The sequence below is a fragment of the Peribacillus sp. FSL R5-0717 genome (genome assembly GCF_038002945.1).
Taxonomy (GTDB): Bacteria; Bacillota; Bacilli; order Bacillales; family DSM-1321; genus Peribacillus; species Peribacillus frigoritolerans.
On record NZ_JBBOOF010000001.1, the window covers coordinates 639427 to 662215 of the forward strand.

The window sequence follows — 22789 nt, forward strand, 5'->3', positions numbered from 1 at the left end:
ATTATGAGTTCATTACATCATATATTTCAAGGAATTTGGTATTAAATTCCCCGGAAACAAATTGTTCATGCTGAAGTAACTTAATATGGAAAGGAATTGTGGTACTGATCCCTTCAATGACAAACTCACCCAAGGCGCGTTTCATCTTCTCGATCGCCTCTTCTCTAGTCGGTGCATGGACAATCAATTTAGCGATCATGGAATCGTAATACGGCGGAATTGAGTACCCAGGGTATGCCGCAGAATCAACACGAACCCCGTAGCCGCCTGGAGGTAAATACATTTGAATCTTACCTGCGGAAGGCATGAAATTCTTTTCTGGATTTTCGGCATTGATCCGGCATTCGATAGACCATCCGTTATAAGTGACATCCTCTTGCGAAAGCGATAGTTTGCTGCCTGAAGCAACTTTGATCTGTTCTTTAATCAAATCCACGCCCGTTACCATTTCTGTAACTGGGTGCTCAACCTGGATACGTGTATTCATTTCCATAAAGTAGTATTTTCTATTCACATAGTCATAAATAAATTCTACTGTTCCGGCACCTGAATAGTTTACGGCAAGTGCAGCCGTCACAGCGGCCTGCCCCATTTCCGCACGTATTTCACCATCCAACGCCGGTGACGGGGTTTCTTCAACAAGTTTTTGCAAACGTCGTTGGACCGTACAATCACGCTCACCTAAATGGATGGCGTTGCCATGATTATCTGCCATGACCTGTATTTCAACGTGACGGAAGTCCTCGATGAACTTTTCAATATACACGCCAGGATTCCCGAATGCCGTCGCGGCTTCCTGTTGCGTGATGTTAATGCCCTTAATGAGATCCTCTTCCGTCCTTGCGACGCGGATACCTTTACCGCCTCCGCCTGCAGTAGCTTTGATGATGACTGGATAGCCCATTTCATTAGCTAGTGCTACACCCTCATCCGTATCTTTGATTATGCCTTTAGAACCTGGCACGATCGGTACACCAGCCTTGCGCATGGTTTCCCTTGCTACGTCCTTTGTTCCCATTTTATTGATCGCTTCGGGGCTAGGACCGATGAAAATGATATTGCATTCACGGCATAGCTCGGCAAAGTCGGCATTTTCAGCTAGGAAACCATATCCCGGATGAATTGCATCGGATCCCGTTTTCTTGGCTGTGCTGATAATGTTGGTTGTATTTAAATAACTGTCTTTTGATAATTTAGGACCGATGCAATATGCTTCATCAGCAATTTGAACATGTAATGCTTCTTTATCTGCTTCTGAATAGACAGCAACAGTCTCGATTCCTAATTCCTTGCATGCCCGGATGATTCGGACAGCAATTTCCCCACGATTGGCAATTAATACCTTTTTAATCATTTAGAAACAGCTCCTCATTCCGGCTTTACTAAAAATAATGGTTGACCATATTCTACAAGCTGACCTTCTTTTACAAGGACTTCCACGATTTCACCGCTTACTTCAGCTTCGATTTCATTGAAAAGTTTCATGGCTTCCACGATGCAGACGATGGAATCCCCCGTCACTTTATCGCCTGCTTTTACGTATGCAGGTGAATCCGGTGCAGGAGATTGGTAGAATGTCCCTACCATCGGGGAAGTGATTTTATGTAAATTTTCCTGTTCAGTGACGGCAGCAGCCGGTTTTGCAGGTTCAACAGCTTTCGGTACTTCAGGGGCAGGGGCCGCTGAGGGCTTGACCTCTACAGCTGCATTGGCTTGAACAACATCTGGAGCAACTGCTGCTTGGTGTAATACTGTACCCGTTTCGGTTTTTTTCAATTTAATTTTCGTTCCTTCATTTTCGAATACGAATTCACCGATATTTGATTGATCGACTAACTTAATAATTTCACGAATTTCTTGCACTTTCATTTTGTGGCACCCCTTGTCTAATTTAATATGAGTTTGTGAGGCAATAATATTTTATGTAACCCTACCCTTAGCTTATCCTACTTTGTCCAATACTGCACAAAGTAGCCGCTTTCTTTACGCGAATGCGAATAAACTGACTACAAACCTCATCTGTATTATAACAGATATTTCACTTTCTCAAAATATTGTTTCCCTAAGAAAATTGAAAAGTTTATGACCAGCTTCTAACATCATACAATATTAGCTTATACAAATTCAATGATAGATTAATTGTTACTGAATATCCATACTTCCATCTTACACCTTTATTATAATATTGTGAATATTTATCAACTTGGGCACCTTAACGCTTGCTCTTTAATTTTGCATTCCATTCCTGGAAAACCAGCCATAATATCCATTTTAATTACTTTTCTAGAATATTACGGATGATCATTATCACCATTTCTATTTGAGTTCCTGATTCCAATCGACATAAAAAAACTTTTCCTCAAAAGTTTCCAGGTTTGTGAGATAGTTAATAAAATCATAATAAAAAGCCTCCCATTTTTTTATTAAGGGGGCTTTCAAATTTTTATGATGTTGAACTGTTCTGTAGCAGTCACTTTTTTCTGTATGTGTGTTTACTTTTCCGGTTGGAAATCGACCACTACATTTTGTGCATCGCTCACTTCTTTCCTTACGAGGCGGATAATGTTATTGGCCTCTGTTTTCGTTTGTTTATCCGCCTTGACACTCACCTTAACATCCGTTCCGTCAACCCGGACCAGTGCGGCATTGTAATCCATGGCAACAATTAAGTTTTCGATGATATTTTCTTTCACTTTCGTTTCACTTAATTGTTCGATTTTTGCATAAGCCTCGTCTCTTTCTTCAGCTGATAATTCTGTGTTGCCCATCTTAGCAGTCAATTCTTCATTCAGCTTCGCCCGTTCATCTTCAATCTGCATCCTTAACGATTCGAACTCATCTCCAGATGCAATGGTTACAGAGGAACCTTCTGTATTTTTGGAAGTTTCTTTTTCACTTTTATTTTCCCCTTTTGTCTCTGCTTTGTTCTCTGTTTTACTTTCTGTTTTACTTTCTTCCTGTTCCATTTGCTCTGTTGCCGTCATATCGGCGGCATTTTCTTCAGGAGCGGTTAAATAATAGACTGAAAGCACAACGACCAGACTTAGCATAGTCAATAACCAAACGGTTTGTTTTTTTAATAACATGTAGATTTTCCCCCTTATTTTTTAGGCATGACAGAAACCCTGTGACTCGGTACATCAAGTGAGCGTGTGACAGCCTCGATGATCCACTTCTTTATTTGAATGTTTTCGGCCCCTTTAGCGACTACCAGGACTCCTCGTACACTAGGTTTTTTCGTTTCCGAAATGATCGGTCCTTCTTTTTCACCGCTCTTGACCAAAACTAGCTGTTCATCAACGGATGTGTCTTCGACCGTCCTTTTGCCGCCTTCCTGGTCGGTTTCTTCAGTGACTTGTTTTTGGGTGACTTTATTTCTTTCATATACTTTTTTCTCGGATGCATCGACGTAGATTACGACTTTCACATCCTGGACGCCTGCGATGGATTCTAGCGCTTCCTTCATTTCATTCTGTAGATATATTTCATAGTCTTTTGTAGTCTTGAATTCTGATTTCTTCTGGCCGAATGTTTCAACATCCCCATCTTCTTCCTGCTGTTTATCATTATTGAAAACAGTCGTCACTTCAGATGTTTGTCCCGTCTTGTTGGTGGTTAACAAATTCCCGGCCATCATGATTCCCGATCCCAAAAGGACAACTATTAGAGCATAGACATACAGGGAAGGTTTTTTTTCCTTAGGCTCTTTTTGGTCAGGGTCTTTATTTAATAGTTTTTGCAGCCAGGATAATGGACCTTTGTCTTTGTTCAATACTCAGTCACTTCCTTTCCCCGGCGATTTCAATGATCTCTTCATCAACAGACCAACTTGTTGCCAGAAACCTTTTGACAGCATCCAGATTGGCATCATTCGAAGTGGATGGGCTATCTGTATTGATATCAACCTTCGCTACTGCCTCTATCTCCGAGTTTTCTTTCCCTTCTGCCTTTTCCAATGAGATGGTTATGTTCTGCAGATCATCAACACCCGGCTCTTCCTCATTCTTGACCCCTACATCAATTGAACTAATCCTCATGTTATAATCCGCCATCAGCTCCTCTTCCACTTCTGCCTGTAAGTCAACAGCCATTTGTTTTAAAATATATGCACCCTGGGTAGCTTGTATTTCTTTTTTCTTCATTTCTGTCAAATTTCCTAAATCTTTTTTTTTCTGATCCTCAAATTCACTAGTGGCCGCAGTGAGAATATCATCGAAATCCTTATTGAATAATCCCAATATAGGAGTGATGATGATTGCAATCAGTAAAAGCCCGATAACCATTTTGGCATACTTCTGTAAAGCTGAATTCGGCAGAAGCATATCGATCACAGTAGCCAGCAGTACAAATATGATGATGTTGGATACCCAGCCAGCTAAAAAACTCACCAAGTCCTCCTCCTTTCTAACGAACCATCAGGGTAATGTTTCCAGAGGCGATGATTACCGTGATACTTAAAAAAAACATGAGTGAGACAATGGCCAATGCGGCGAAAATATAAATCATGCTTTTACTTATAATGTCAAGGCATTTTATTACAGGTCCTCCGCCCAGCGGCTGCAAAAGACTCGCTGCCAATTTATAGACAAAAGAAATCATCAGGATTTTTATGGCGGGAAATGTGGTAATGAGCAAGAGAATGATGACACCTGACAATCCCACTGTATTTTTCAAAAGGACGGAGGCACTAATGACCGTATCAGTTGCATCGGTAAACATGCGCCCTATGACCGGTATAAAGTTACCTGTCACGAATTTGGCTGTCCTGATCGTCACTCCGTCAGCTACAGCTGAGGATGCTCCCTGAACGGATATCACACCAAGGAATATGGTCATGAATGCTCCAAGGATCCCGATGGCAAAATTACGGAGAAGTTGTGCCAGCTGTGTCACTTTGTAATGTTCGGTCAACGTGCTGACTATGCTTAAAATCGCTGCAAAGAATAATAACGGAAGGACGACGAACTGAATCAAGATGCCGCTTGTATTCATCAAAAACATCAATACCGGATGAAAGAAGGCTGCCGATACAAGTCCGCCTGAAGCAGCTATCAATGCCAAGAGTAAAGGGATGAGCGCCATTAAAAAGGAAATCATCAAATCTATCGTATCTTTTGTATATTCAATCGCCACATGAAAACTGTTAAGTGCCAAAATGATCAGCACCATATAAACGATTGCATAAGCGACCTTACTTACGGAGCTTTGCTCGAACGCATTCTGCAAAGACTGGAGGAACATGCTGAAAACGGTTAATAAAATGAGTGACCCCAGCAGCTTTCCATTCACGAGCAGTTCATGAAAAATGAATTTTGTGATTCCCTTTATCCATTCATCAAATGAAAATTTCTTATCGCCGCTTACAAAATCCATGAAGCTCCCTTTCTGGCTTTCCGGTAAGAATCCTCCATATTCCGTAACGATGTCATCCCAATATTGTTTGAGCTCATCGACGCCCAGCCTTTCTATTTGGGCTTGTACCAGTTCGGACTGCATGATCGGCTCTTGATCAACTTCACCATTTTCTGGATTTTCGGCAGCTTGTCCAATAGATGCATGCAAAAAAAAGAGTAAAACGAATAGAATGGATAAGTAAGGCATCCGCTGCTTCATACATTCACCTCATTGACTAGTAGGAGTAATCCATTAACTTGGGAGCATCTGTAGAATCGTTTCGATAATGACGGTCAATATCGGAATCGCCATGGCAAGAATCAAGATTTTTCCGCTTAATTCTATTTTGGAAGCGAGCGAACCTTGCCCTGCATCTTTTGTAATTTGGGAAGCGAATTCTGCAATATAGGCAATTCCGATTATTTTTAAAATGGTCTCTAGATACACGGTATTTACATTGGCATTAACTGCAATTTTTTCTAACATTAAAATGATTTCGTATATTTTGTCAGCTAAAAAAAGAAAAATGGAGCATCCTACAAAAACAACAAGCAGGAATGCCAAATTTGGTTTTTGCTCTTTGACGATCAGTGCCAAAAAGGTGGCAACTAGGGCAATGGCCACGATTTTTATGATTTCAATCGCGAATCCCTCCCTTACTGAAATAGAAATACAGATTTAATTTTTTGAAATAAATCCTCTACTACAGAAGCAACCATGAATAAAATATAGATAAATCCGAAAAGTGTCACCCACTGGGCATATTCCTTCTTCCCAACCTGATCGAGTATCGTGTGAAGAAATGCCACTACAAGCCCCACACCCGCTATTTTAAATATGATGTCCACGTCAATGCCCATTTTCATTCCCCCCACATATTCCTACATCAGCAAAATGATCAATAATAGCCCTGATAAAAAACCAAGACTTTTCATCATTTTTTCATATTTCCCCTGGCGGTCGAGTGCATCGGTTTCTTCCCGTTCCAAATGTGCCATCGTTAGCATGATTTGCTTTTGCTGATGATATTTATCGCTTTTCCCAAGCGTCTCCCCAAACTGTGAAAGAATCTCGAATTCTCCCTGTTTTAAAGCAAGGGATTGCCATATTTTCTTCAAACTATCATCCCATGCTTCTTTGACGGTGGTTTCACCTGACTCGAGCCGATTTGCAAATGTATCGAAAAAGCTGGACAAAGGTTTGGCCATCTGTTTAGAAAGTTTCCTTGCCGCTTCTTTCAAAGGTGTATGACCGAACATGATTTCAGCTTCAAGCGATTGCATGGCGACTTTCAGCTGTCTCAGTTGACGAGGCCTCATACTTAATTTTTTCGCCGCTTCAAAACCTGCCCAAGTCGTCGCTATAATAATTATCGCTGCTCCTATTAACTTAAACATGCGGGTTCACACTCTCTCCCAAGTAAATGGGAACCCCTGCTGCATCAAGGACTTTGTAGCCCCTCCTACCGAATTTACTTCTTTTTAATTCAATAAAGCGTTCAAAAATGTTTTGCTTTAATATTTCAGCGATAATGGGTCGCTTCTTGATTTCATCCAGTGTATGGCCATGCGTGGTTATCATGAGTTTAATACCTGCATTCACAGCTTCCAGCACAGCCTGCGTATCCGCTTCCCGGCCTATTTCATCCACGATCAATACATCCGGGGACATCGAACGGATCATCATCATCATCCCTTCCGCTTTAGGACATCCATCGAGCACATCAACCCTTGTTCCGAATTCGAGCTGCGGCACTCCATGCACACATCCGGCAATTTCTGAGCGCTCGTCCACTATCCCCACCTTTTGAGGGGCAATGCCGAGTTTTTCATTACCACTGGATATCATTCTTGCAATATCACGTAATATGGTCGTTTTTCCCGTTTGCGGAGCACCGATCAACATGGTATGCTGCCATTCCCCGTCATATAAATATGAAGTGAGAGGTTCAGCTGCACCTATTTTTTCACGTGCAACCCGAATATTGAATGAGGAAATATCCCTGATCGCTTTGACCGAACCATTTTCCAGGATCACCTTGCCAGCAAGCCCCACCCGATGTCCGCCCGCTATGGTTATATATCCTCGCTTTAATTCTTCCTCAAGCGTATATAACGAAAATTGACCTATATTATTCAATAATTGATCTGCATCCGAATGGGTCACTTCATAGGAAAAAAAGTATGGTTCCCCCCCTACAATGACCTCAAGCGGCCTTCCAACCCGAATTCGCAGTTCTTCCATCCTATCGATCACCATCGGTGTCATACCGCGGAGTTGCTCGTATATACTTTTCGGTAAAAAAGAAAGAATCGTTTCCATTTTGACAATCCTCCTGTATACACCACTTTCAATAAAATATATGCCGACAAGCACGCAATGATGACAGGCTATTAAAGAAACGGACCATTTATTGATTTTTTATAACTTCCTGAATCTAAAAAAGACCGAGAAATTAATCTCGGTCTACGTCTTTTTATTTAAAAAAAGTTGCAGTTGATTTCAGAAATCCGCTCCCTTTCCGCCGAATGTCCGCCAAGCCTCCTCGGCGCAAGCGCCTGTGGGGTCTCGGCTAGCAGTTATTCGGCAGGAGTGTCGCAGATTTCTTAAATCCAGTGAGGGTTCCACTCCATAAAAAGTAAAACATGAAGGGTAACCAAGTCTTCTTATAAAATCATGGTTTGGGATGAGAACATACGGACCTTCCAGACTGGGAACTTGAGGAGATGAGGATGCTTTTTAAACATGATCATGATTCGATCAGCATGAATGATTACTTTAGACCAACTGGTGCAAGCTTGTAAAATGGAGATTAAAGAGGACTATCGTGTATACAAATCATCCAATTGCATTTGTGCAGGACTCGTTCATTTTTATCACAGTGTTGTACAGAAAGTAAGGACCTTCAGAAAGTGGTGGCACTCCATATTGGCAGGAATATACGGAAGAAGCAGATCATCTGCGTCATCATGAAGTCCAATCCCATAAAAAATCAAAAAGGTTTCGGAATGAAACCATTCCGAAACCTTTTTGTCTGCAATTTGAGGCCGAGATATTAATCTCGGCCTTCTTTCATTTATGCACGTGATACGTAAGAACCTTCATTTGTATTGATCAATAGTTTGTCACCTTGGTTGATGAAAAATGGCACTTGAACCGAAAGGCCCGTCTCAAGTACAGCTGATTTCGTGCCGCCTGAAGATGTATCGCCTTTAATTCCAGGCTCAGTCTCCGCCACTTCTAGTTCCACTGTGTTTGGAAGTTCGACGCCAAGAGTTTCCGCTTGGAAAGTCATGATATGTACTTCCATATTTTCCTTTAGGAACTTAAGTTCACGTTCAATGCTTGAAGCCGGCAGCTCGATTTGGTCATACGTTTCGTTATCCATGAATACATGGCTGTCTCCACTTGCATAAAGGTACTGCATCTTGCGGTTTTCGATATGTGCTTTAGCAACTTTTTCACCAGCACGGAATGTTTTCTCCTGGATTGAACCCGTACGAAGGTTCCGAAGTTTAGAACGTACAAAAGCTGCACCTTTACCAGGTTTAACGTGTTGGAACTCGATAACCTGCCAAATTCCATTATCTACTTCAATCGTAACACCCGTGCGAAAATCGTTTACAGAAATCATAAATTTGTCCTCCTACATGTACATGTTTACAGAATGATTAACTCTTTAGTTGAATGAGTAAGTGCTTCGTTACCGTCAATTGTAACGATTGTATCATCTTCAATCCGCACTCCGCCTACGCCCGGTAAATAAATGCCCGGTTCAACGGTTACAGCCATACCTGGTTCTAAAATGATATCAGACCTAAAGGATAATGCTGGACCTTCATGAACTTCAAGGCCGATTCCATGTCCGGTCGAATGTCCAAAATACTGCCCATATCCCTTTTCTTCAATTAGATTTCGAGTTAGTGCATCCGCTTCCCTGCCAGTCATACCAGGTTTGATCCCAGCCATTCCTCTCAGTTGAGCTTCTAAAACAATGTCATAAATATTAATAAGTTCTTCACTTGGCTTGCCAACCGCTAATGTCCGAGTGATGTCAGACACATACCCGTTATAATATGCCCCGTAATCCAATGTGACAAAATCGCCTTTTTCGATGATTTTATCAGTAGCCACTCCATGCGGAAGTGCGGACCTTATGCCGGATGCTACAATAATATCGAAGGAAGAAGAAGTTGCCCCTTGTTTCCTCATAAAGAATTCAAGTTCATTGGATACATCCAGTTCCGTAATCCCTGGACGCAGGAAATCCAGAATATGCGTAAACGCAGCATCAGCAATAGCAGCCGCTTCCTTTAATATCTTAATCTCTGACGAAGTCTTTATCAAGCGTAAATTCTCAATAACCCCAGACACCGGCAAAAGTTGGCCATCAATGGCCGCTTCATAAGCTTTATATGTAGCATAAGTCAGGTGCTCTTGCTCAAAACCCAGCTTGTCGATATTCATCCCTTTAGCCTGCTTGCCGACTTCTTCCATGATGGTTCCTTTGTGTTGAACGACTTCATAGTCCGGTGCCTGCTTGCCCGCTTGTTCCACGTATCTGAAATCAGTGATGAATTTAGCTTCTTTTTGGGAAATGAGGACAACGCCTGCACTTCCCGTGAAGTTGGTCATGTATCGGCGGTTATATGTACTGGTGATCAAAAAACCATCAATGCCCACCTTTTCCATCGAGGCTCTTAAGCGCATTAGTTTGTTCATTTAATTTCCCCCTTTGCAATCTTTGTGATCGCCTGCAACGCCAATTCATAACCGTGTATCCCCAAGCCGACAATCTGTCCCGCCGATACCGCAGCGGTCACTGATTCATGTCGAAAGCTTTCACGGGCATGTATGTTCGAAATATGCACTTCCACCACTGGAACATCAATTCCGGCTATTGCATCACGAATCGCATAACTATAATGAGTAAAAGCCCCAGGATTAATGATAATCCCGTCGATCCCATGATCCTCTGACCAATGGAGCTTGTCGATAATCGCTCCTTCATGGTTAGTTTGAAAAGAGGTTAATTCCACATTTAACCCTTGTGCTTGCAGCATTAATCGCGCTTCCACATCCGCAAGCGTCGAGGATCCATAATGCGCAGGTTCCCGCTTCCCCAAGCGATTTAAATTAGGACCATTGATTAGTAAGATTTTTGTCATCATCAAACACCTGCTCATGTTAAAAGATTGCTTTCCATGAACATTCTATCATAATTCCAAATTGTCTTACTACTTTTTTACAACCAAGAAGCAATCAGCTTTCCGATTGCTTCTCGGCCTTGTTTTTATGGCGTATATATTCCTGATGATCATATGATATAGAAAACCCTACAAAAAGACCGTATATAATAAAAATGCATACACTTGTTATAACCGTATTTGCTGACATTTTATAAAAGGTTGGCAAATCGATGAACATCGGTTTCAGGACAAATACAAGTAAAGCCCAGCAGACCACCCCCAAAAAAATACCCGGAAAAATACTCTTCATCCTTTTAAAGAGACTATAGTATATAAAAGCGATCCCCACAGATAGAATTCCGAATAAAATCATGGTCATTACCGTACCGAGCCAATGATCGATCCAGGTCATATTTGACCACGAAGTCAGTATGAATTTTGGGCTAAAATCCATAAAGTTAACATAATGGGCTAGGATTCCGATAAAACTGGCTAAAGCCCCCCCAACAAAACCGACAGCAAGTACATTGTAGATTAACATGCTTTGATATTCCTGTTGAATTTGTCCATTTTCATTAGAAGACATATCAAACACCTCCGCTACGTAGTATGCCCTTTGTTAAATAGAACTATTTTTTTTTATTATTGGGGAGGAGAATCACTAGAGGTTTTGTGATTAATTCTGTATGATTAAATCATAAATAATCTGCTTTTTTCAGAGGAAAATCCCCATCCTCTGTTGAAATTTATAATGTACACAGGATAATACCTTCCTGTGATTCAACATTCAAAAAGCAATTGCAGGGGATAAAGCTTCCATTCCATTTTGGAGGACCGCCTTAAACCCTTGTGATGCTTGATAATACACATGTTAGCACCCATGAGAGAGCTACGTGAATAACTATTAGGTTGGTGTAGAAATGTCTGAGGTTCAAAAACCCGTTTATGGAGGGCAGGCTGTAGTGGAAGGCGTCATGTTCGGTGGCAAACATCACACAGTCACTGCGGTACGCCGCAAAGATTCGACGATTGTATATTATCATCTGCCGCGTGAATCGAAACCTGTTGTAAACCGCTTAAAAAAAATACCGTTTCTACGGGGTATCGTATCACTGATTCAGTCAAGTGCCAGCGGTTCGAAACATCTTAACTTTTCAACTGAACAGTATGAAGAAGAAGAAGACGGGGAAAAACAGGTCGAAACGAAAAAAGAAACGAAAGACCCCTCTAAATTAAGTCTTTGGCTAGGTGTTGCCGTGATCGGTGTGATCTCCTTCCTATTTGGGAAATTGCTTTTCACCTTGATTCCTGTCTTCCTCGCAAAATTGACAGAACCCATTTTCAGTGGCCATACGGCTCAGGTATTAGTGGAAAGCTTGTTCAAGCTGATCTTACTGCTCGTATATATTTATGTAGTTTCCTTGACCCCATTGATCAAGCGGGTCTTTCAGTATCACGGAGCAGAGCATAAGGTGATCAATTGCTTTGAAAGCGGAAAAGAATTGTCGGTTGCGAATGTGCAGGCAAGTTCCCGCCTTCATTATCGCTGTGGCAGCAGTTTTATTTTATTTACTGTCATTGTAGGGATGTTTGTCTATCTTCTTGTACCAATAGATCCGCTATGGGTTCGTGTCGTCAATCGCATTTTGCTTATCCCCGTCGTGCTCGGCATAGCATTCGAAGTCTTGCAGTTGACTAACAAAGTAAGGGACACTCCCATCCTGCGTTACCTTGGCTATCCCGGCCTTTGGCTTCAGTTATTGACAACCAAAGCCCCTACCGATGATCAAGTCGAAGTCGCATTGGCATCCTTCCAAGAACTGTTGAGGATGGAAAAAGAGACCGAAAAAGGTTTAGAATCGGATGTAATTGTGTAAAACATCTATACACATTTTGATGATGAAAAATCATATACTAACTAAATGAATGATCTTCATTTTTTCAAATATTTCACAATTAGAATGTTTAAAATAAGCTAAAAATGCTTATGATGCTCTTAAGGAGGTGTCTTTGTTGAAACGTTTCATATCTTTCATGATATACGGAATCATCGCCCTCGGAGTCCTCGGACTATTGAGCCGACTATTTAATGACCCGATTGGCTTTTTTAGAAACATTCTCATAATAGCCATTGTCGCAGGGATTATTTATATGATTTATACCGGATTAACAAAGGGAAAACCAGTTAAGAAAGAGCAGCAAGCATTCCGAAAGGCTGCCCGCCAATCGAAAAAAAGGTTAAAAAACCGAACTTCGAAAAAAGATAATGTGGCTAGCTTCTCTGCAGCAAAATCATCAAAGAAAATAAAATGGAGAAAGAAAACGGATAGTCACTTAACCGTCATCGAAGGGAAAAAGAATAAAAAGAAAAATCGGGCTTCTTTTTAAGAGCCCGATTTTTTATTTATTATCAATAAGTCCATTTTTTAAGGAATTCCTTCGTACACTGCCTGCCGTTATTGATCAATTCACCCTTTTTTTCATCATTCAAATTAAAATCCATTGCAGAAATTCCCTTCATCGGGATGAATACAATATTATGGACGTGTTTCTTGGAAATATACCTAGCATCATGGGCATCTTTCATCGTTTTGAATAGTGCGGAGAACAATTCAACCGCATTATCCACCTCATGCGGTTTCCATATCTCATCGACGCTTAACCGCAAGCCAATGACCGGTCTTTCCTTTCTAACATGATCTGAATTGAATAACCACATTGGAAAATTGCTTAACACACCTCCATCAACAAAAAGGAACTTGCTTTTTCCGACATTAAGTTTGACTGGCTCAAAGAAATACGGAATGCTGCAACTCATTCTTACTGCCTTTGCCACTGGAAAAGCGCTCGGCTCTATTCCATAATTAGGCAAATCATCAGGCATTACGACCAATTTCCCATTTGAAATGTCAGAGGTTATGATACGGAGTGATTTCGGCCGAACATCCTTAAAGGTAACTACATTCCTTTCGGCAAGTTTACCGGCGACCCATGCTTCCAAGGCGTTGCCTTTATAAAGGCCCAGTTTCCAGTATAAAAGAAGCCATTTAGCAAATGGGATAGGCAAAAGACCACGCCTCTTATCCAGCAGGCCGCTTAAATCTATATCAAGAAAAAACTTTTCCATTTCTTTTCCCGTGTACCCAGCCGCTACGAATGCTGCAATTATGGATCCTGCACTCGTACCTGCTGTTCGATGGAATACAAATCCCTTTTCTTCTAATTCCTGCAGGGCTCCCACTAAACCATAGCCTTTAATCCCGCCTCCGGAAAAAACGCCGTCAATAATCATAGCTGCCCTCCCCTAATCCGGTCTTTACATTTCTAAGCAGGATTAGAGCGATTTATGACAGTTTTAAAAAGAAAATTGCCTTGATTCAGGTAAAATACTGAATTTCCGCTTTCGGGAAGAATTTAGCTATATACCCACGAATGGTCGTTTCCAGTTCTGCCGCTTCCTCGTTTTGATAAACATATTTACCAATTCCATATCGGCCCCATTTATATTTACGCTTCGTTTCGTCCAGTTCCAATTTTGTTTTCGGATAGTTTTTTTGAATCACTTTTTTTGCTGGACCAGTGAACCGATGCTGGATTAATTCGAAAGTCAAGTCAGGGATATCCACCCCTTTTAAGGCCTCACTCAACCGTTCGAATAATTCATGGTAGCCCTCCTTCCATGCTTCATGACGGTATATTGGAGCTACGATAAAACCCAGGGGATATCCGGCACCTGCCACTTTACGTGCCGCTTCCATCCGTTCTTCGAAGCTCGAAGTCCCGGGTTCGAAATTTTTTATCACATAACGTGAATTTATACTGAAGCGAAATCTCGTTTTTCCATTATGTTCAGCATCCAACAGATGATCGACATGATGGAATTTAGTGACGAACCTAAGAACCCCATATTCACTTTTCCCAAAATACTCTATGGCCCTTTTTAACGAATGTGTCAAATGATCAATTCCGACGATATCCGATGTACAGGCTGCCTCAAAACGGGTAATTTCAGGCTTTCTCTCATTTATATATTTTTCGGCTGCCTCGAAAATCTCGTCAAGATTCACATATGTCCGAATATATGGCTTTGATCCGAGTGTCGTCTGTAAATAACAATAGTGACAATGCCCCATGCACCCTGTAGCAAGAGGGATGGCATATTCAGCAGATGGCTTTGAAGAATCGAATTTCAATGTTTTTCTGATTCCTATCACGAGTGTCGATTTGGCGACACGATATTTTTGCAGATCATTTTCTCCAGGAAGATCCCTAATTTGGTTATGCGATGTGGTCTCACGGATTTCAATGTTCAAATCTTCGAATTTCTTCTTCAATTCCCGGCCAAGCGGGTATTCCAATGCCCTTGGCTCGATATATACTAACTGTGGCATAAATGGTTTCATTTCGATCTCCATTCTTTTTTCGATTTGTTCATACTTTCAATCGAACTACACAATCTAATTGATAAGGATAGTTTTTCTTTATTCTTTTATCCTCATGATTGTTTTTACTTGGAAATTCAAAATGAAGGAGATGCGATATGGCTAATAAACGAGACTTCTTGACAAATGGAATGGGAAAACAAACAATCACCGTTCAAACAGATAATAAATTTCCAAATCCAAGGAATATACCGGGAGACTCTGTCGATGAATTTTCGGTATTGAAAGATGGCAACCAATATCTAGCCGAAAAGGAAATAGGGCAGCAAAATGAAAATGGTTGATTGAACGTGAAAAGAAGACCGAATTTACGATTATTCGGTCTTCACCTATTGGTATATAATTGAACAGACTGTCACTGCCCTGGATTAATGACTCTAAAAAAAGCCGTTAAGATAGCTTTGCAGCATACTTAACGACTTCCTTTGCATCAGCTTATAGCCCGCATTTCAATTGCGCTCCGCAATTCGTGCACGTATTGCATCCGCCCATTTCCTGAACTTCACCCTTACGGCATACGGGGCAAGTGTTACCCACTTCCGAACCAATTGTAACATTCGTCGAACGCAGCTCATTTATCGTATCGACCAATACAACTTTTTTCTTTTCTTCCACATCTGTCAATTCATCCATTTCAAGCTGCTCGTCCATTTGGTTTTCTTCCGCTTTGAGCGTAAGGACCTGACTGTCACGGCTTCCATCCACATATACCGTTCCGCCTTTTGCTCCGCCTTTGTATAGACGTTCATATACCTTTTCAACTTGTTCGACAGTATATCCTTTTGGGGCATTGACCGTCTTGCTGATCGAGCTGTCAATCCAGCGTTGAATGATGCATTGAACATCAGCATGTGCTTCTGGAGCTAATTCCATAGCGGAAATGAACCATTTTGGAAGCTCTTCTGTATCGGCTTCTGGATGGCGATCCAAGTATTCCTGTACAATGTCAGCCTTAACTTCAATGAATTTACCAAGACGGCCGCTGCGGAAATACGTGAAGGAGAAATACGGTTCAAGACCTGTTGATACCCCAACCATCGTTCCTGTACTTCCCGTAGGAGCCACTGTCAATAAATGAGAGTTACGGATACCATGTGCAGCAACACTTTCCCTGATATCTTTTGGCATTTTTTCCATAAATCCGGTTTGTGTGAAACGTGTTCTAAGCTCATTGGTTTCTTTGTCCGTTGACCCGATCAGGAACGGGAAACTGCCTTTTTCTTTAGCAAGTTCCACCGAAGCCCTGTAAGCTGTGGTCGCAATCGTTTCAAACACCTTGTCAACCAGGATATTTCCTTCTTCAGAGCCATATTCCGTTTCACAGTAGATCAATAGGTCATGCAGACCCATTACACCTAGTCCAACCCGTCGCTCGCCCAGTGCCTGTTTTTTGTTTTCATCCAAGAAATAAGGAGTTGCGTCAATGACATTGTCCTGCATGCGCACACCGACTTCAACTGTCTGCTTAAGTTTCTCGAAATTAACCGTTTTACTTTCTTTATCAGCCATTTCAGCCAGATTGACAGCAGCAAGGTTACATACTGAATATGGAGCCAATGGCTGTTCTCCACAAGGGTTCGTGGCTACGACCTGTTGACCGTATGCTTTGGCATTCGTCATTTCATTTGCATTATCGATAAAGAAAATACCTGGTTCAGCAGAATATGTTGCACAAATGTTTATTAAGTTCCAAAGCTCTTTAGCCCGGATTTTACGGTAAACACGGACTTTATGACCCATTTTCTCCCATTCGCGAACATCGCCGACATTATGCCATTCTTCATTGTAAATGGCCATTTCTTCGGCATTATAGCTTTCAACATCAGGAAAACGCAATTCATATTCCGCATCTTGTTCAGCCGCTTCCATAAATTCCTTGGTCAGGCAAATGGAGATATTGGCTCCAGTCAAGAAATCCGAATTATGGACACTGTATGTTCCGCCTGTACGGATCTTTTCCTCTGCATCCCTAATGATTTTCTCGCTGAACCCGCCTTGGCCAGGAATCTCCTTATAATTGATGATTCCTTGATACATAGCCGTTTCCTGTTCCGTGTGCGGCGTGAATTTCAATTTATCCGTGGCATATTTCTTGATGGCTTCATCTTTAGTGTTTTCCACTAGGTAACGCAAAATCCTTGGATTTTGCATTTTGGAAATGATGAACTCTGCAATATCGGGATGCCAATCAGCAAGCATGATCATTTGCGCGCCTCGTCTGCTGCCGCCCTGTTCAACAAGATGCGTCAGTTTTGCAATATCGTCAAGCCATGAAACTGAACCCGAGGATTTTCCATTTACCCCTTTTGCCAGAGTGTTTCTTGGACGCAGTGTCGATCCGTTCGTACCCACTCCGCCGCCGCGGCTCATGATTTCCATCACTTGTTTCCTATGTTCTGAAATACCTTCACGTGAATCCGGTACGAATGGCATTACATAGCAGTTGAAATAAGTAACATCCGTATTGGAACCTGCACCGTATAATACTCGGCCTGCCGGGACGAAATTAAGGTTCTTTAATTCTTCATAGAATTTATTGAACCATTCCGTTCTTTTTTCTTCCGTGGTTTCCACTGATGCCAATCCCGTTGCATTACGTTTCGCAATTTGTTCATAGTATATTTCAAGAGGCTTTTCGATTATATCCAACGGACGGTTTACAATTCCCGTCTCAACTTCTTCCGGATTATCCAATACGCCACGGAATTCTTCATCCACCAATACCTTGGCCTTTTTGGTTTCCCAATCAATTTCAACGATGTAGCCGAGACCCCTTGCCGGGAATTTCGGATCTTCCTTAATCGTCAACACGACGAAATCGCCTGCCGAGAGTGTGATTTTTTCAGTATCCTTAAAAGAATAGCGGTCAAGCATGACTAGACGGGACACTCCCTTATGCGCCATTTTCATATCAGCAGTTACAGGGTGAACCTGGGGAAATAAAGAAATATCCTTATTCAACCTTTCTAGATCAACCTTTAAAGCTTCTTTTATTACAACCGACATAATTCCCTCTCCTTTATATGTTTCATGATCCGTTCTTGCTGCCGCAAAAATCCTTATGTAGCCTTACATGTCCGTTTCGCTTAACAAGTACCCTAAATTTATCACAGCGAAACTCAAAAATCAACATATAGTGTCGCATTAAATATTTCAACCACTATATATTGTGTTTGTTTTGAATAACTTTTAATTTTGTCAAACGTTAAATCAATTAATATAGTTAGCAAAAGGGAGGAAAATGTCGATTTATAATAATTTTTCATCAGATTTCAATTAATTTGGACCTTGCTTTTTCCCCATCCCTTTTAGGGCTTATCCCTGCAAGGGATGTGTTATTCGGTCAAACAAATCTGAAAAAACTTTTTATTATCCACTCTAATTATGCTTCCTCTATCTCATGAAATTCCATTCATCGCTTTCATATTTGCTTTCTGCAATTGCCTTCACTTCCAGCAATTGCTTTTCGGTGAGGACATATGGCTCTAAATCGACCGAAAGTCCTTCGGCAAAACCTTTTTCGAAAGCTTCTTTCGCTTCAGGGATGGTTATCTTTCTCCCGGCAATGTCATTCATGGCCACAGCTTTGTTTTTTAAGTTTTTTTGCATTCTCTCTTTAACCCTGTCATTAGAGAATTTAAATACGCTAAAGAGCTTATCATCATCAAGCTCAAGCAAAATGGACCCGTGCTGAAGGATGACGCCTTTTTGCCTGGTTTGAGCACTGCCAGCGACCTTCCTGCCCTCAACGACCAGTTCATACCAGCTAGGTGCATCAAAGCAGACGGAAGACCTGGGCGATTTTAAAGCCGCTTTTTCCTGTTCGCTTCGAGGCACGGCAAAATAAGCATCCAATCCAAGATTCCTGAACCCCATCAATATTCCTTCAGAAATGACACGATAAGCTTCAGTAACGGTGGTTGGCATTCCCGGATAGGATTCTGGAACGATTACACTATAAGTCAATTCATGTTCGTGCAGTACCGCTCGTCCTCCTGTCGGCCTGCGAACAAAACCAAGGCCCTGCCTTTTGACCTCTTCCAGATCAATCTCCGCTTCTGCCTTTTGAAAATAACCGATCGACAATGTCGCTGGATCCCAGCCGTAAAAGCGTATGATCGGCGGAATTTCCCCTTTGCTTTGCCAGTTTAACAGGGCTTCGTCCAGCGCCATATTAAAAGCCGGTGAACAATACCCCGAATCTATAAAACCCCATTTTTCTTTAGTCATCCTTACCCCTCATTTCGATAGACGTTTTTCAATCCCCCACAAAAAACTCACATGTAGTAGTTTAACAGACTTTAACACTCTAAAAAAGAAAGTGCTATCAAGTCATGAAGAATTTGATGAAAATTCTTTTTGATTATTGGGTAAAGCAATTATATAATAAAGATTGTCTGTATTCGTTAAGGTAGAAGGGAGTTTTTATGTTTGGAAATATTATATACACTGCTCATCATCCTCGGAGTGGTTATTGCGTATTCACTTTTTAATTGGTACCGCCAGCGTAAAATCGTTAAAACACTAACACAGGACGAATTTATCGCCAACTACAGAAAAGTGCAGCTAATTGATGTGCGGGAACCGAATGATTTCGAAAATGGTCATATCTTAGGCGCAAGAAACATCCCTATGACTCAAATGAAAACCCGCTTGGTCGAAATTAGGCCGGACAAGCCTGTATATTTGTACGCTCAAAGCGAAATCATCAGCGGCAGAGCTGCAGCCATGCTATACAAAAAGGGCTACAGGGAACTTTTTCACTTAAAGGGCGGTTTCAAGATGTGGACCGGGAAAATCAAAGCAAAGAAATAAGACCCATCTCGGCATGGGCTCTTTTTAATTCCATAGCTCAAGTAAAAAAAAGTCAACAGTTGGACTTTAATGGAATCTTACATAAACATGAAAAATCCCCGCCGGAAGGCAGGGATTTTTTTCGTGTAAGCTACTAATCTAGGCTTGATAACGCAAAATGGGTTTTCTTGCAGCAAGTGTTTCATCAAGCCGCTTTATAACGGTTGTATGCGGAGCTTCCTGAACGATTTCCGGGGTTTCTTCCGCTTCCTTGGCAATCTGGATCATCGCATCGATGAACGCATCCAGCGTTTCTTTTGACTCGGTTTCAGTCGGTTCTATCATCATTCCTTCTTCCACGTTCAACGGGAAGTAAATGGTTGGAGGATGATACCCGAAATCCAGCAATCTTTTAGCTATATCGAGAGTCCTTACCCCCAATTTCTTTTGCCGCCGTCCGCTTAATACGAATTCATGCTTACAATGACGATTATATGGTAAGTCAAAATAAGGTTCCAACTTGCGCATCATATAATTGGCATTGATGACCGCGTTCTCTGTGACGGCTTTAAGGCCATCAGGACCCATTGAACGGATGTACGTATATGCCCTCACGTTTATTCCGAAATTACCATAATAAGGTTTTACCCTGCCAATGGATTGCGGACGATCATAATCAAGGACGAATTGCTCACCTTGCTTGACTATAAGAGGTTTAGGCAAGTAAGGAATCAAGTCGGACTTCACACCTACAGGACCAGAACCCGGGCCGCCGCCTCCATGCGGGCCTGTGAATGTTTTATGGAGATTTAAATGAACCACATCAAAGCCCATGTCACCCGGTCGTGCTTTTGATAGGACTGCATTCAGATTCGCTCCATCATAATAAAGCTTCCCACCTGCGTCATGGACAAGTTGTGCCATTTCCAAAATATTTTCTTCAAACAATCCCAATGTATTGGGGTTCGTCAGCATCAAGGCCGCCGTATCAGGTCCGACAACCCGTTTTAAATCTTCAAGGTCGACTAACCCATTTTCATCGGACTTCACTGTAATCGTTTCAAGTCCGGCAACAGTGGCAGAGGCAGGATTCGTACCATGGGCCGAATCAGGTACAATCACTTTCGTCCGTTCTGTATCTCCATTCGCTTCGTGAAAAGCGCGAATCATCATCAACCCTGTCCATTCACCGTGGGCACCTGCTGCAGGCTGTAATGTCACTTGGTCCATCCCGGTGATTTCCGTTAAGTGTTCCTGCAAATCAAATAATAGTCCCAATGCTCCTTGTACAGTAGCGGGATCTTGATATGGATGGATATGGGCAAAACCGTTGAAACGTGCCACATTTTCATTTATTTTCGGATTATATTTCATCGTGCATGAACCAAGCGGATAAAAACCCGAATCCACCCCATGATTCCGTTTGGAAAGTGCAGTATAGTGACGCATGATATCCAGTTCGGACACCTCAGGAAGCTTTGCCTCTTCTTCACGGATGTAGTCGGCAGGAAGAATTTCTTCGAGCGGAATAGTTGCAACATCCATTTCTGGCAGACTGTACCCGATCCGGCCGGAAGTACTGATTTCAAAAATGAGTGATTGATCTTGATTATTCATGTTGATCCCCCAATTCCTGCGCAAGTGCATCAATTTCTTCTTTTGTTCTTAGTTCAGTTACCGCAACCAGCATATGGTCTTTCAATTCAGGATAAACCGTTCCTAAATCGAAGCCGCCGATCATCCCTTTTTCAAAAAGGTTTTTATTGACCTCTGAAAACGGAGCAGGCAGTTTAATGACAAATTCATTAAACGAAGGACCGTCGAAAATCACTTCCACCCCTTTTGCCATAATTGCTTTTTTCGCATAATGTGCTTTTTGAATATTTTGCACGGCCATTTCTTTGACACCCTTTTTCCCAAGCGCGGTCATTGCAACAGAAGCTGCCAAGGCATTCAAAGCTTGATTGGAACAAATGTTGGATGTGGCTTTGTCACGGCGAATGTGCTGTTCACGGGCTTGAAGCGTCAGGACAAACCCTCTTTTTCCATTCTCATCGACCGTTTGACCGACGAGTCTGCCCGGAACTTTCCGTACAAGTTTATTAGTAACCGCAAAATATCCACAATGAGGGCCACCGAATGCCGCTGGAATGCCGAATGGCTGAGCATCCCCCGTTACGATATCTGCACCGAGTGCACCAGGGGATGTCAAAGCTCCCAATGCAAGCGGATTACTGGAAACGATAAACATGGACTTGACGCCATGAATGATTTCTTCCATTTCTTTCAATGGCTCGATCCGGCCAAAAAAGTTCGGGTATTGCACGATCACTCCGGCAATGTCATCATTCGCCAATTCCCTTAAAGCAGCTAAGTCCGTCACACCGTCTTTATGAGGAATTTCGATCACTTCCACGCGTTGCCCTTTTGCATATGTCTTCACAACTTCTCTTGATTCAGGATGAACGGTTCCTGAAATGAGAATCTTCTTCCGCCTTGTCTGTCCTGAAGCAAGCATCGCTGCTTCAGCCAGCGCCGTCCCGCCGTCATACATGGAGGAGTTAGCCACATCCATGCCCGTCAATTCACATATCATCGTTTGATATTCAAAGATTGCTTGAAGCTCGCCCTGTGAAATTTCAGGCTGATACGGTGTATACGCCGTATAAAACTCAGAACGGGAAAGAACATGATCGACGATGACCGGCGCGTAATGGTCATAGACACCCGCACCAAGGAAGGAAGCATAATTTTTAAGGTCCGCATTCTTTGCAGCAAGCCTTGATAATTCTTTCATTAATGCAGGTTCCGATTTAGCAGGCTTGATATCGTATTCTCCTTGAAAACGAACGCTTTCAGGGATATCATTGAAAAGTTCTTCAGCAGCGGATACCCCTATCGCTTCCAGCATTTCTTGTTTATCTTGCTCTGTCATGGGTAAATAACGATGTTTCATCTAATGACCATTCC

The 22789-nt window shown here is 42.0% G+C and carries 24 protein-coding genes; 4 read left to right on the forward strand and 20 right to left on the reverse strand.

The annotated features are described in order from the left end of the window. Position 1: 1 nt before the first annotated feature. The 14 genes from accC to NYE65_RS03185 all read right to left on the reverse strand — a co-directional run bounded on the left by accC (position 2) and on the right by NYE65_RS03185 (position 11169). Positions 2 to 1354 (reverse strand): acetyl-CoA carboxylase biotin carboxylase subunit, encoded by a 1353-nt coding sequence (gene accC / locus NYE65_RS03120; protein ID WP_340859839.1) that lies wholly within the window; start codon positions 1352 to 1354, stop codon positions 2 to 4. A 14-nt stretch (positions 1355 to 1368) separates the two neighbouring features. Next, the gene (gene accB, locus NYE65_RS03125) at positions 1369 to 1869 is read right to left on the reverse strand and encodes an acetyl-CoA carboxylase biotin carboxyl carrier protein (RefSeq protein ID WP_328176852.1); all 501 of its coding nucleotides are present in this window, start codon (positions 1867 to 1869) and stop codon (positions 1369 to 1371) included. A 623-nt stretch (positions 1870 to 2492) separates the two neighbouring features. Next, positions 2493 to 3086, reverse strand: a complete 594-nt coding sequence (locus NYE65_RS03130; protein WP_268591053.1) for a SpoIIIAH-like family protein — start codon at positions 3084 to 3086, stop codon at positions 2493 to 2495. 14 nt (positions 3087 to 3100) lie between these two features. Then, entirely contained in the window at positions 3101 to 3772 is a 672-nt protein-coding gene (spoIIIAG, locus tag NYE65_RS03135; RefSeq protein WP_048681803.1) for a stage III sporulation protein AG, read from the reverse strand. Between the two features lie 7 nt (positions 3773 to 3779). Beyond that, entirely contained in the window at positions 3780 to 4388 is a 609-nt protein-coding gene (gene spoIIIAF, locus NYE65_RS03140) for a stage III sporulation protein AF (RefSeq protein ID WP_034308312.1), read from the reverse strand. A gap of 16 nt (positions 4389 to 4404) precedes the next feature. Beyond that, complete coding sequence (spoIIIAE, locus tag NYE65_RS03145; RefSeq protein ID WP_034308314.1) at positions 4405 to 5613, reverse strand: stage III sporulation protein AE; 1209 nt, start codon at positions 5611 to 5613, stop codon at positions 4405 to 4407. Between the two features lie 33 nt (positions 5614 to 5646). Continuing rightward, positions 5647 to 6027, reverse strand: a complete 381-nt coding sequence (gene spoIIIAD, locus NYE65_RS03150) for a stage III sporulation protein AD (protein WP_223255841.1) — start codon at positions 6025 to 6027, stop codon at positions 5647 to 5649. Between the two features lie 23 nt (positions 6028 to 6050). Beyond that, entirely contained in the window at positions 6051 to 6254 is a 204-nt protein-coding gene (spoIIIAC, locus tag NYE65_RS03155; protein ID WP_034308319.1) for a stage III sporulation protein AC, read from the reverse strand. Between the two features lie 21 nt (positions 6255 to 6275). Next, positions 6276 to 6791 (reverse strand): stage III sporulation protein SpoIIIAB, encoded by a 516-nt coding sequence (spoIIIAB, locus tag NYE65_RS03160; RefSeq protein WP_034308322.1) that lies wholly within the window; start codon positions 6789 to 6791, stop codon positions 6276 to 6278. Continuing rightward, on the reverse strand, positions 6784 to 7716 hold the full coding sequence (gene spoIIIAA, locus NYE65_RS03165; protein WP_328176855.1) for a stage III sporulation protein AA: 933 nt from the start codon (positions 7714 to 7716) through the stop codon (positions 6784 to 6786). The genes spoIIIAB and spoIIIAA overlap by 8 nt, the downstream gene beginning before the upstream one ends. Positions 7717 to 8470: 754 nt before the next feature. Then, entirely contained in the window at positions 8471 to 9028 is a 558-nt protein-coding gene (gene efp / locus NYE65_RS03170; protein ID WP_034308328.1) for an elongation factor P, read from the reverse strand. 26 nt (positions 9029 to 9054) lie between these two features. Continuing rightward, positions 9055 to 10116, reverse strand: a complete 1062-nt coding sequence (locus tag NYE65_RS03175) for a M24 family metallopeptidase (protein ID WP_340859840.1) — start codon at positions 10114 to 10116, stop codon at positions 9055 to 9057. After that, positions 10113 to 10562, reverse strand: coding sequence for a type II 3-dehydroquinate dehydratase (gene aroQ / locus NYE65_RS03180; RefSeq protein WP_328176856.1), 450 nt, complete (start codon positions 10560 to 10562; stop codon positions 10113 to 10115). The genes NYE65_RS03175 and aroQ overlap by 4 nt, the downstream gene beginning before the upstream one ends. Positions 10563 to 10656: 94 nt before the next feature. Next, positions 10657 to 11169 (reverse strand): YqhR family membrane protein, encoded by a 513-nt coding sequence (locus tag NYE65_RS03185; protein WP_057278801.1) that lies wholly within the window; start codon positions 11167 to 11169, stop codon positions 10657 to 10659. Between the two features lie 334 nt (positions 11170 to 11503). Here NYE65_RS03185 and NYE65_RS03190 point away from each other — a divergent pair, with 334 nt between their 5' ends. Continuing rightward, positions 11504 to 12460, forward strand: a complete 957-nt coding sequence (locus tag NYE65_RS03190) for a DUF1385 domain-containing protein (RefSeq protein WP_268591052.1) — start codon at positions 11504 to 11506, stop codon at positions 12458 to 12460. Between the two features lie 136 nt (positions 12461 to 12596). Then, positions 12597 to 12971 carry an SA1362 family protein gene (locus tag NYE65_RS03195; protein ID WP_048677789.1) on the forward strand — a complete coding sequence of 125 codons (375 nt, stop codon included), beginning with the start codon at positions 12597 to 12599 and terminating at the stop codon, positions 12969 to 12971. A gap of 22 nt (positions 12972 to 12993) precedes the next feature. Here NYE65_RS03195 and NYE65_RS03200 read toward each other — a convergent pair whose 3' ends face one another. Both NYE65_RS03200 and splB read right to left on the reverse strand, forming a co-directional pair. After that, positions 12994 to 13875 (reverse strand): patatin-like phospholipase family protein, encoded by an 882-nt coding sequence (locus NYE65_RS03200; protein ID WP_340859841.1) that lies wholly within the window; start codon positions 13873 to 13875, stop codon positions 12994 to 12996. Positions 13876 to 13960: 85 nt separating this feature from the next. Continuing rightward, positions 13961 to 14986, reverse strand: coding sequence for a spore photoproduct lyase (gene splB, locus NYE65_RS03205; protein ID WP_268591050.1), 1026 nt, complete (start codon positions 14984 to 14986; stop codon positions 13961 to 13963). Between the two features lie 137 nt (positions 14987 to 15123). On the opposite strand from splB, the gene NYE65_RS03210 reads away from it, so the two are divergent. Continuing rightward, positions 15124 to 15309, forward strand: a complete 186-nt coding sequence (locus NYE65_RS03210) for a hypothetical protein (RefSeq protein WP_048688331.1) — start codon at positions 15124 to 15126, stop codon at positions 15307 to 15309. Positions 15310 to 15460: 151 nt separating this feature from the next. On the opposite strand, the gene NYE65_RS03215 is transcribed toward NYE65_RS03210, so the two are convergent. Beyond that, positions 15461 to 18031, reverse strand: a complete 2571-nt coding sequence (locus NYE65_RS03215; RefSeq protein ID WP_340859842.1) for a vitamin B12-dependent ribonucleotide reductase — start codon at positions 18029 to 18031, stop codon at positions 15461 to 15463. Positions 18032 to 18418: 387 nt separating this feature from the next. Then, positions 18419 to 19255: a lipoate--protein ligase family protein gene (locus NYE65_RS03220; RefSeq protein ID WP_048688324.1), complete on the reverse strand. Its 837-nt coding sequence runs from the start codon at positions 19253 to 19255 to the stop codon at positions 18419 to 18421. Between the two features lie 201 nt (positions 19256 to 19456). Between NYE65_RS03220 and NYE65_RS03225 the strand changes: the two genes are divergently transcribed. After that, the gene (locus tag NYE65_RS03225) at positions 19457 to 19840 is read left to right on the forward strand and encodes a rhodanese-like domain-containing protein (protein ID WP_034308355.1); all 384 of its coding nucleotides are present in this window, start codon (positions 19457 to 19459) and stop codon (positions 19838 to 19840) included. Positions 19841 to 19978: 138 nt separating this feature from the next. On the opposite strand, the gene gcvPB is transcribed toward NYE65_RS03225, so the two are convergent. Both gcvPB and gcvPA read right to left on the reverse strand, forming a co-directional pair. Further along, positions 19979 to 21436 (reverse strand): aminomethyl-transferring glycine dehydrogenase subunit GcvPB, encoded by a 1458-nt coding sequence (gcvPB, locus tag NYE65_RS03230; RefSeq protein ID WP_057278806.1) that lies wholly within the window; start codon positions 21434 to 21436, stop codon positions 19979 to 19981. Further along, complete coding sequence (gene gcvPA, locus NYE65_RS03235) at positions 21429 to 22775, reverse strand: aminomethyl-transferring glycine dehydrogenase subunit GcvPA (RefSeq protein WP_057278807.1); 1347 nt, start codon at positions 22773 to 22775, stop codon at positions 21429 to 21431. Before gcvPA ends, gcvPB begins: the two co-directional genes overlap by 8 nt. Positions 22776 to 22789: the final 14 nt, after the last annotated feature.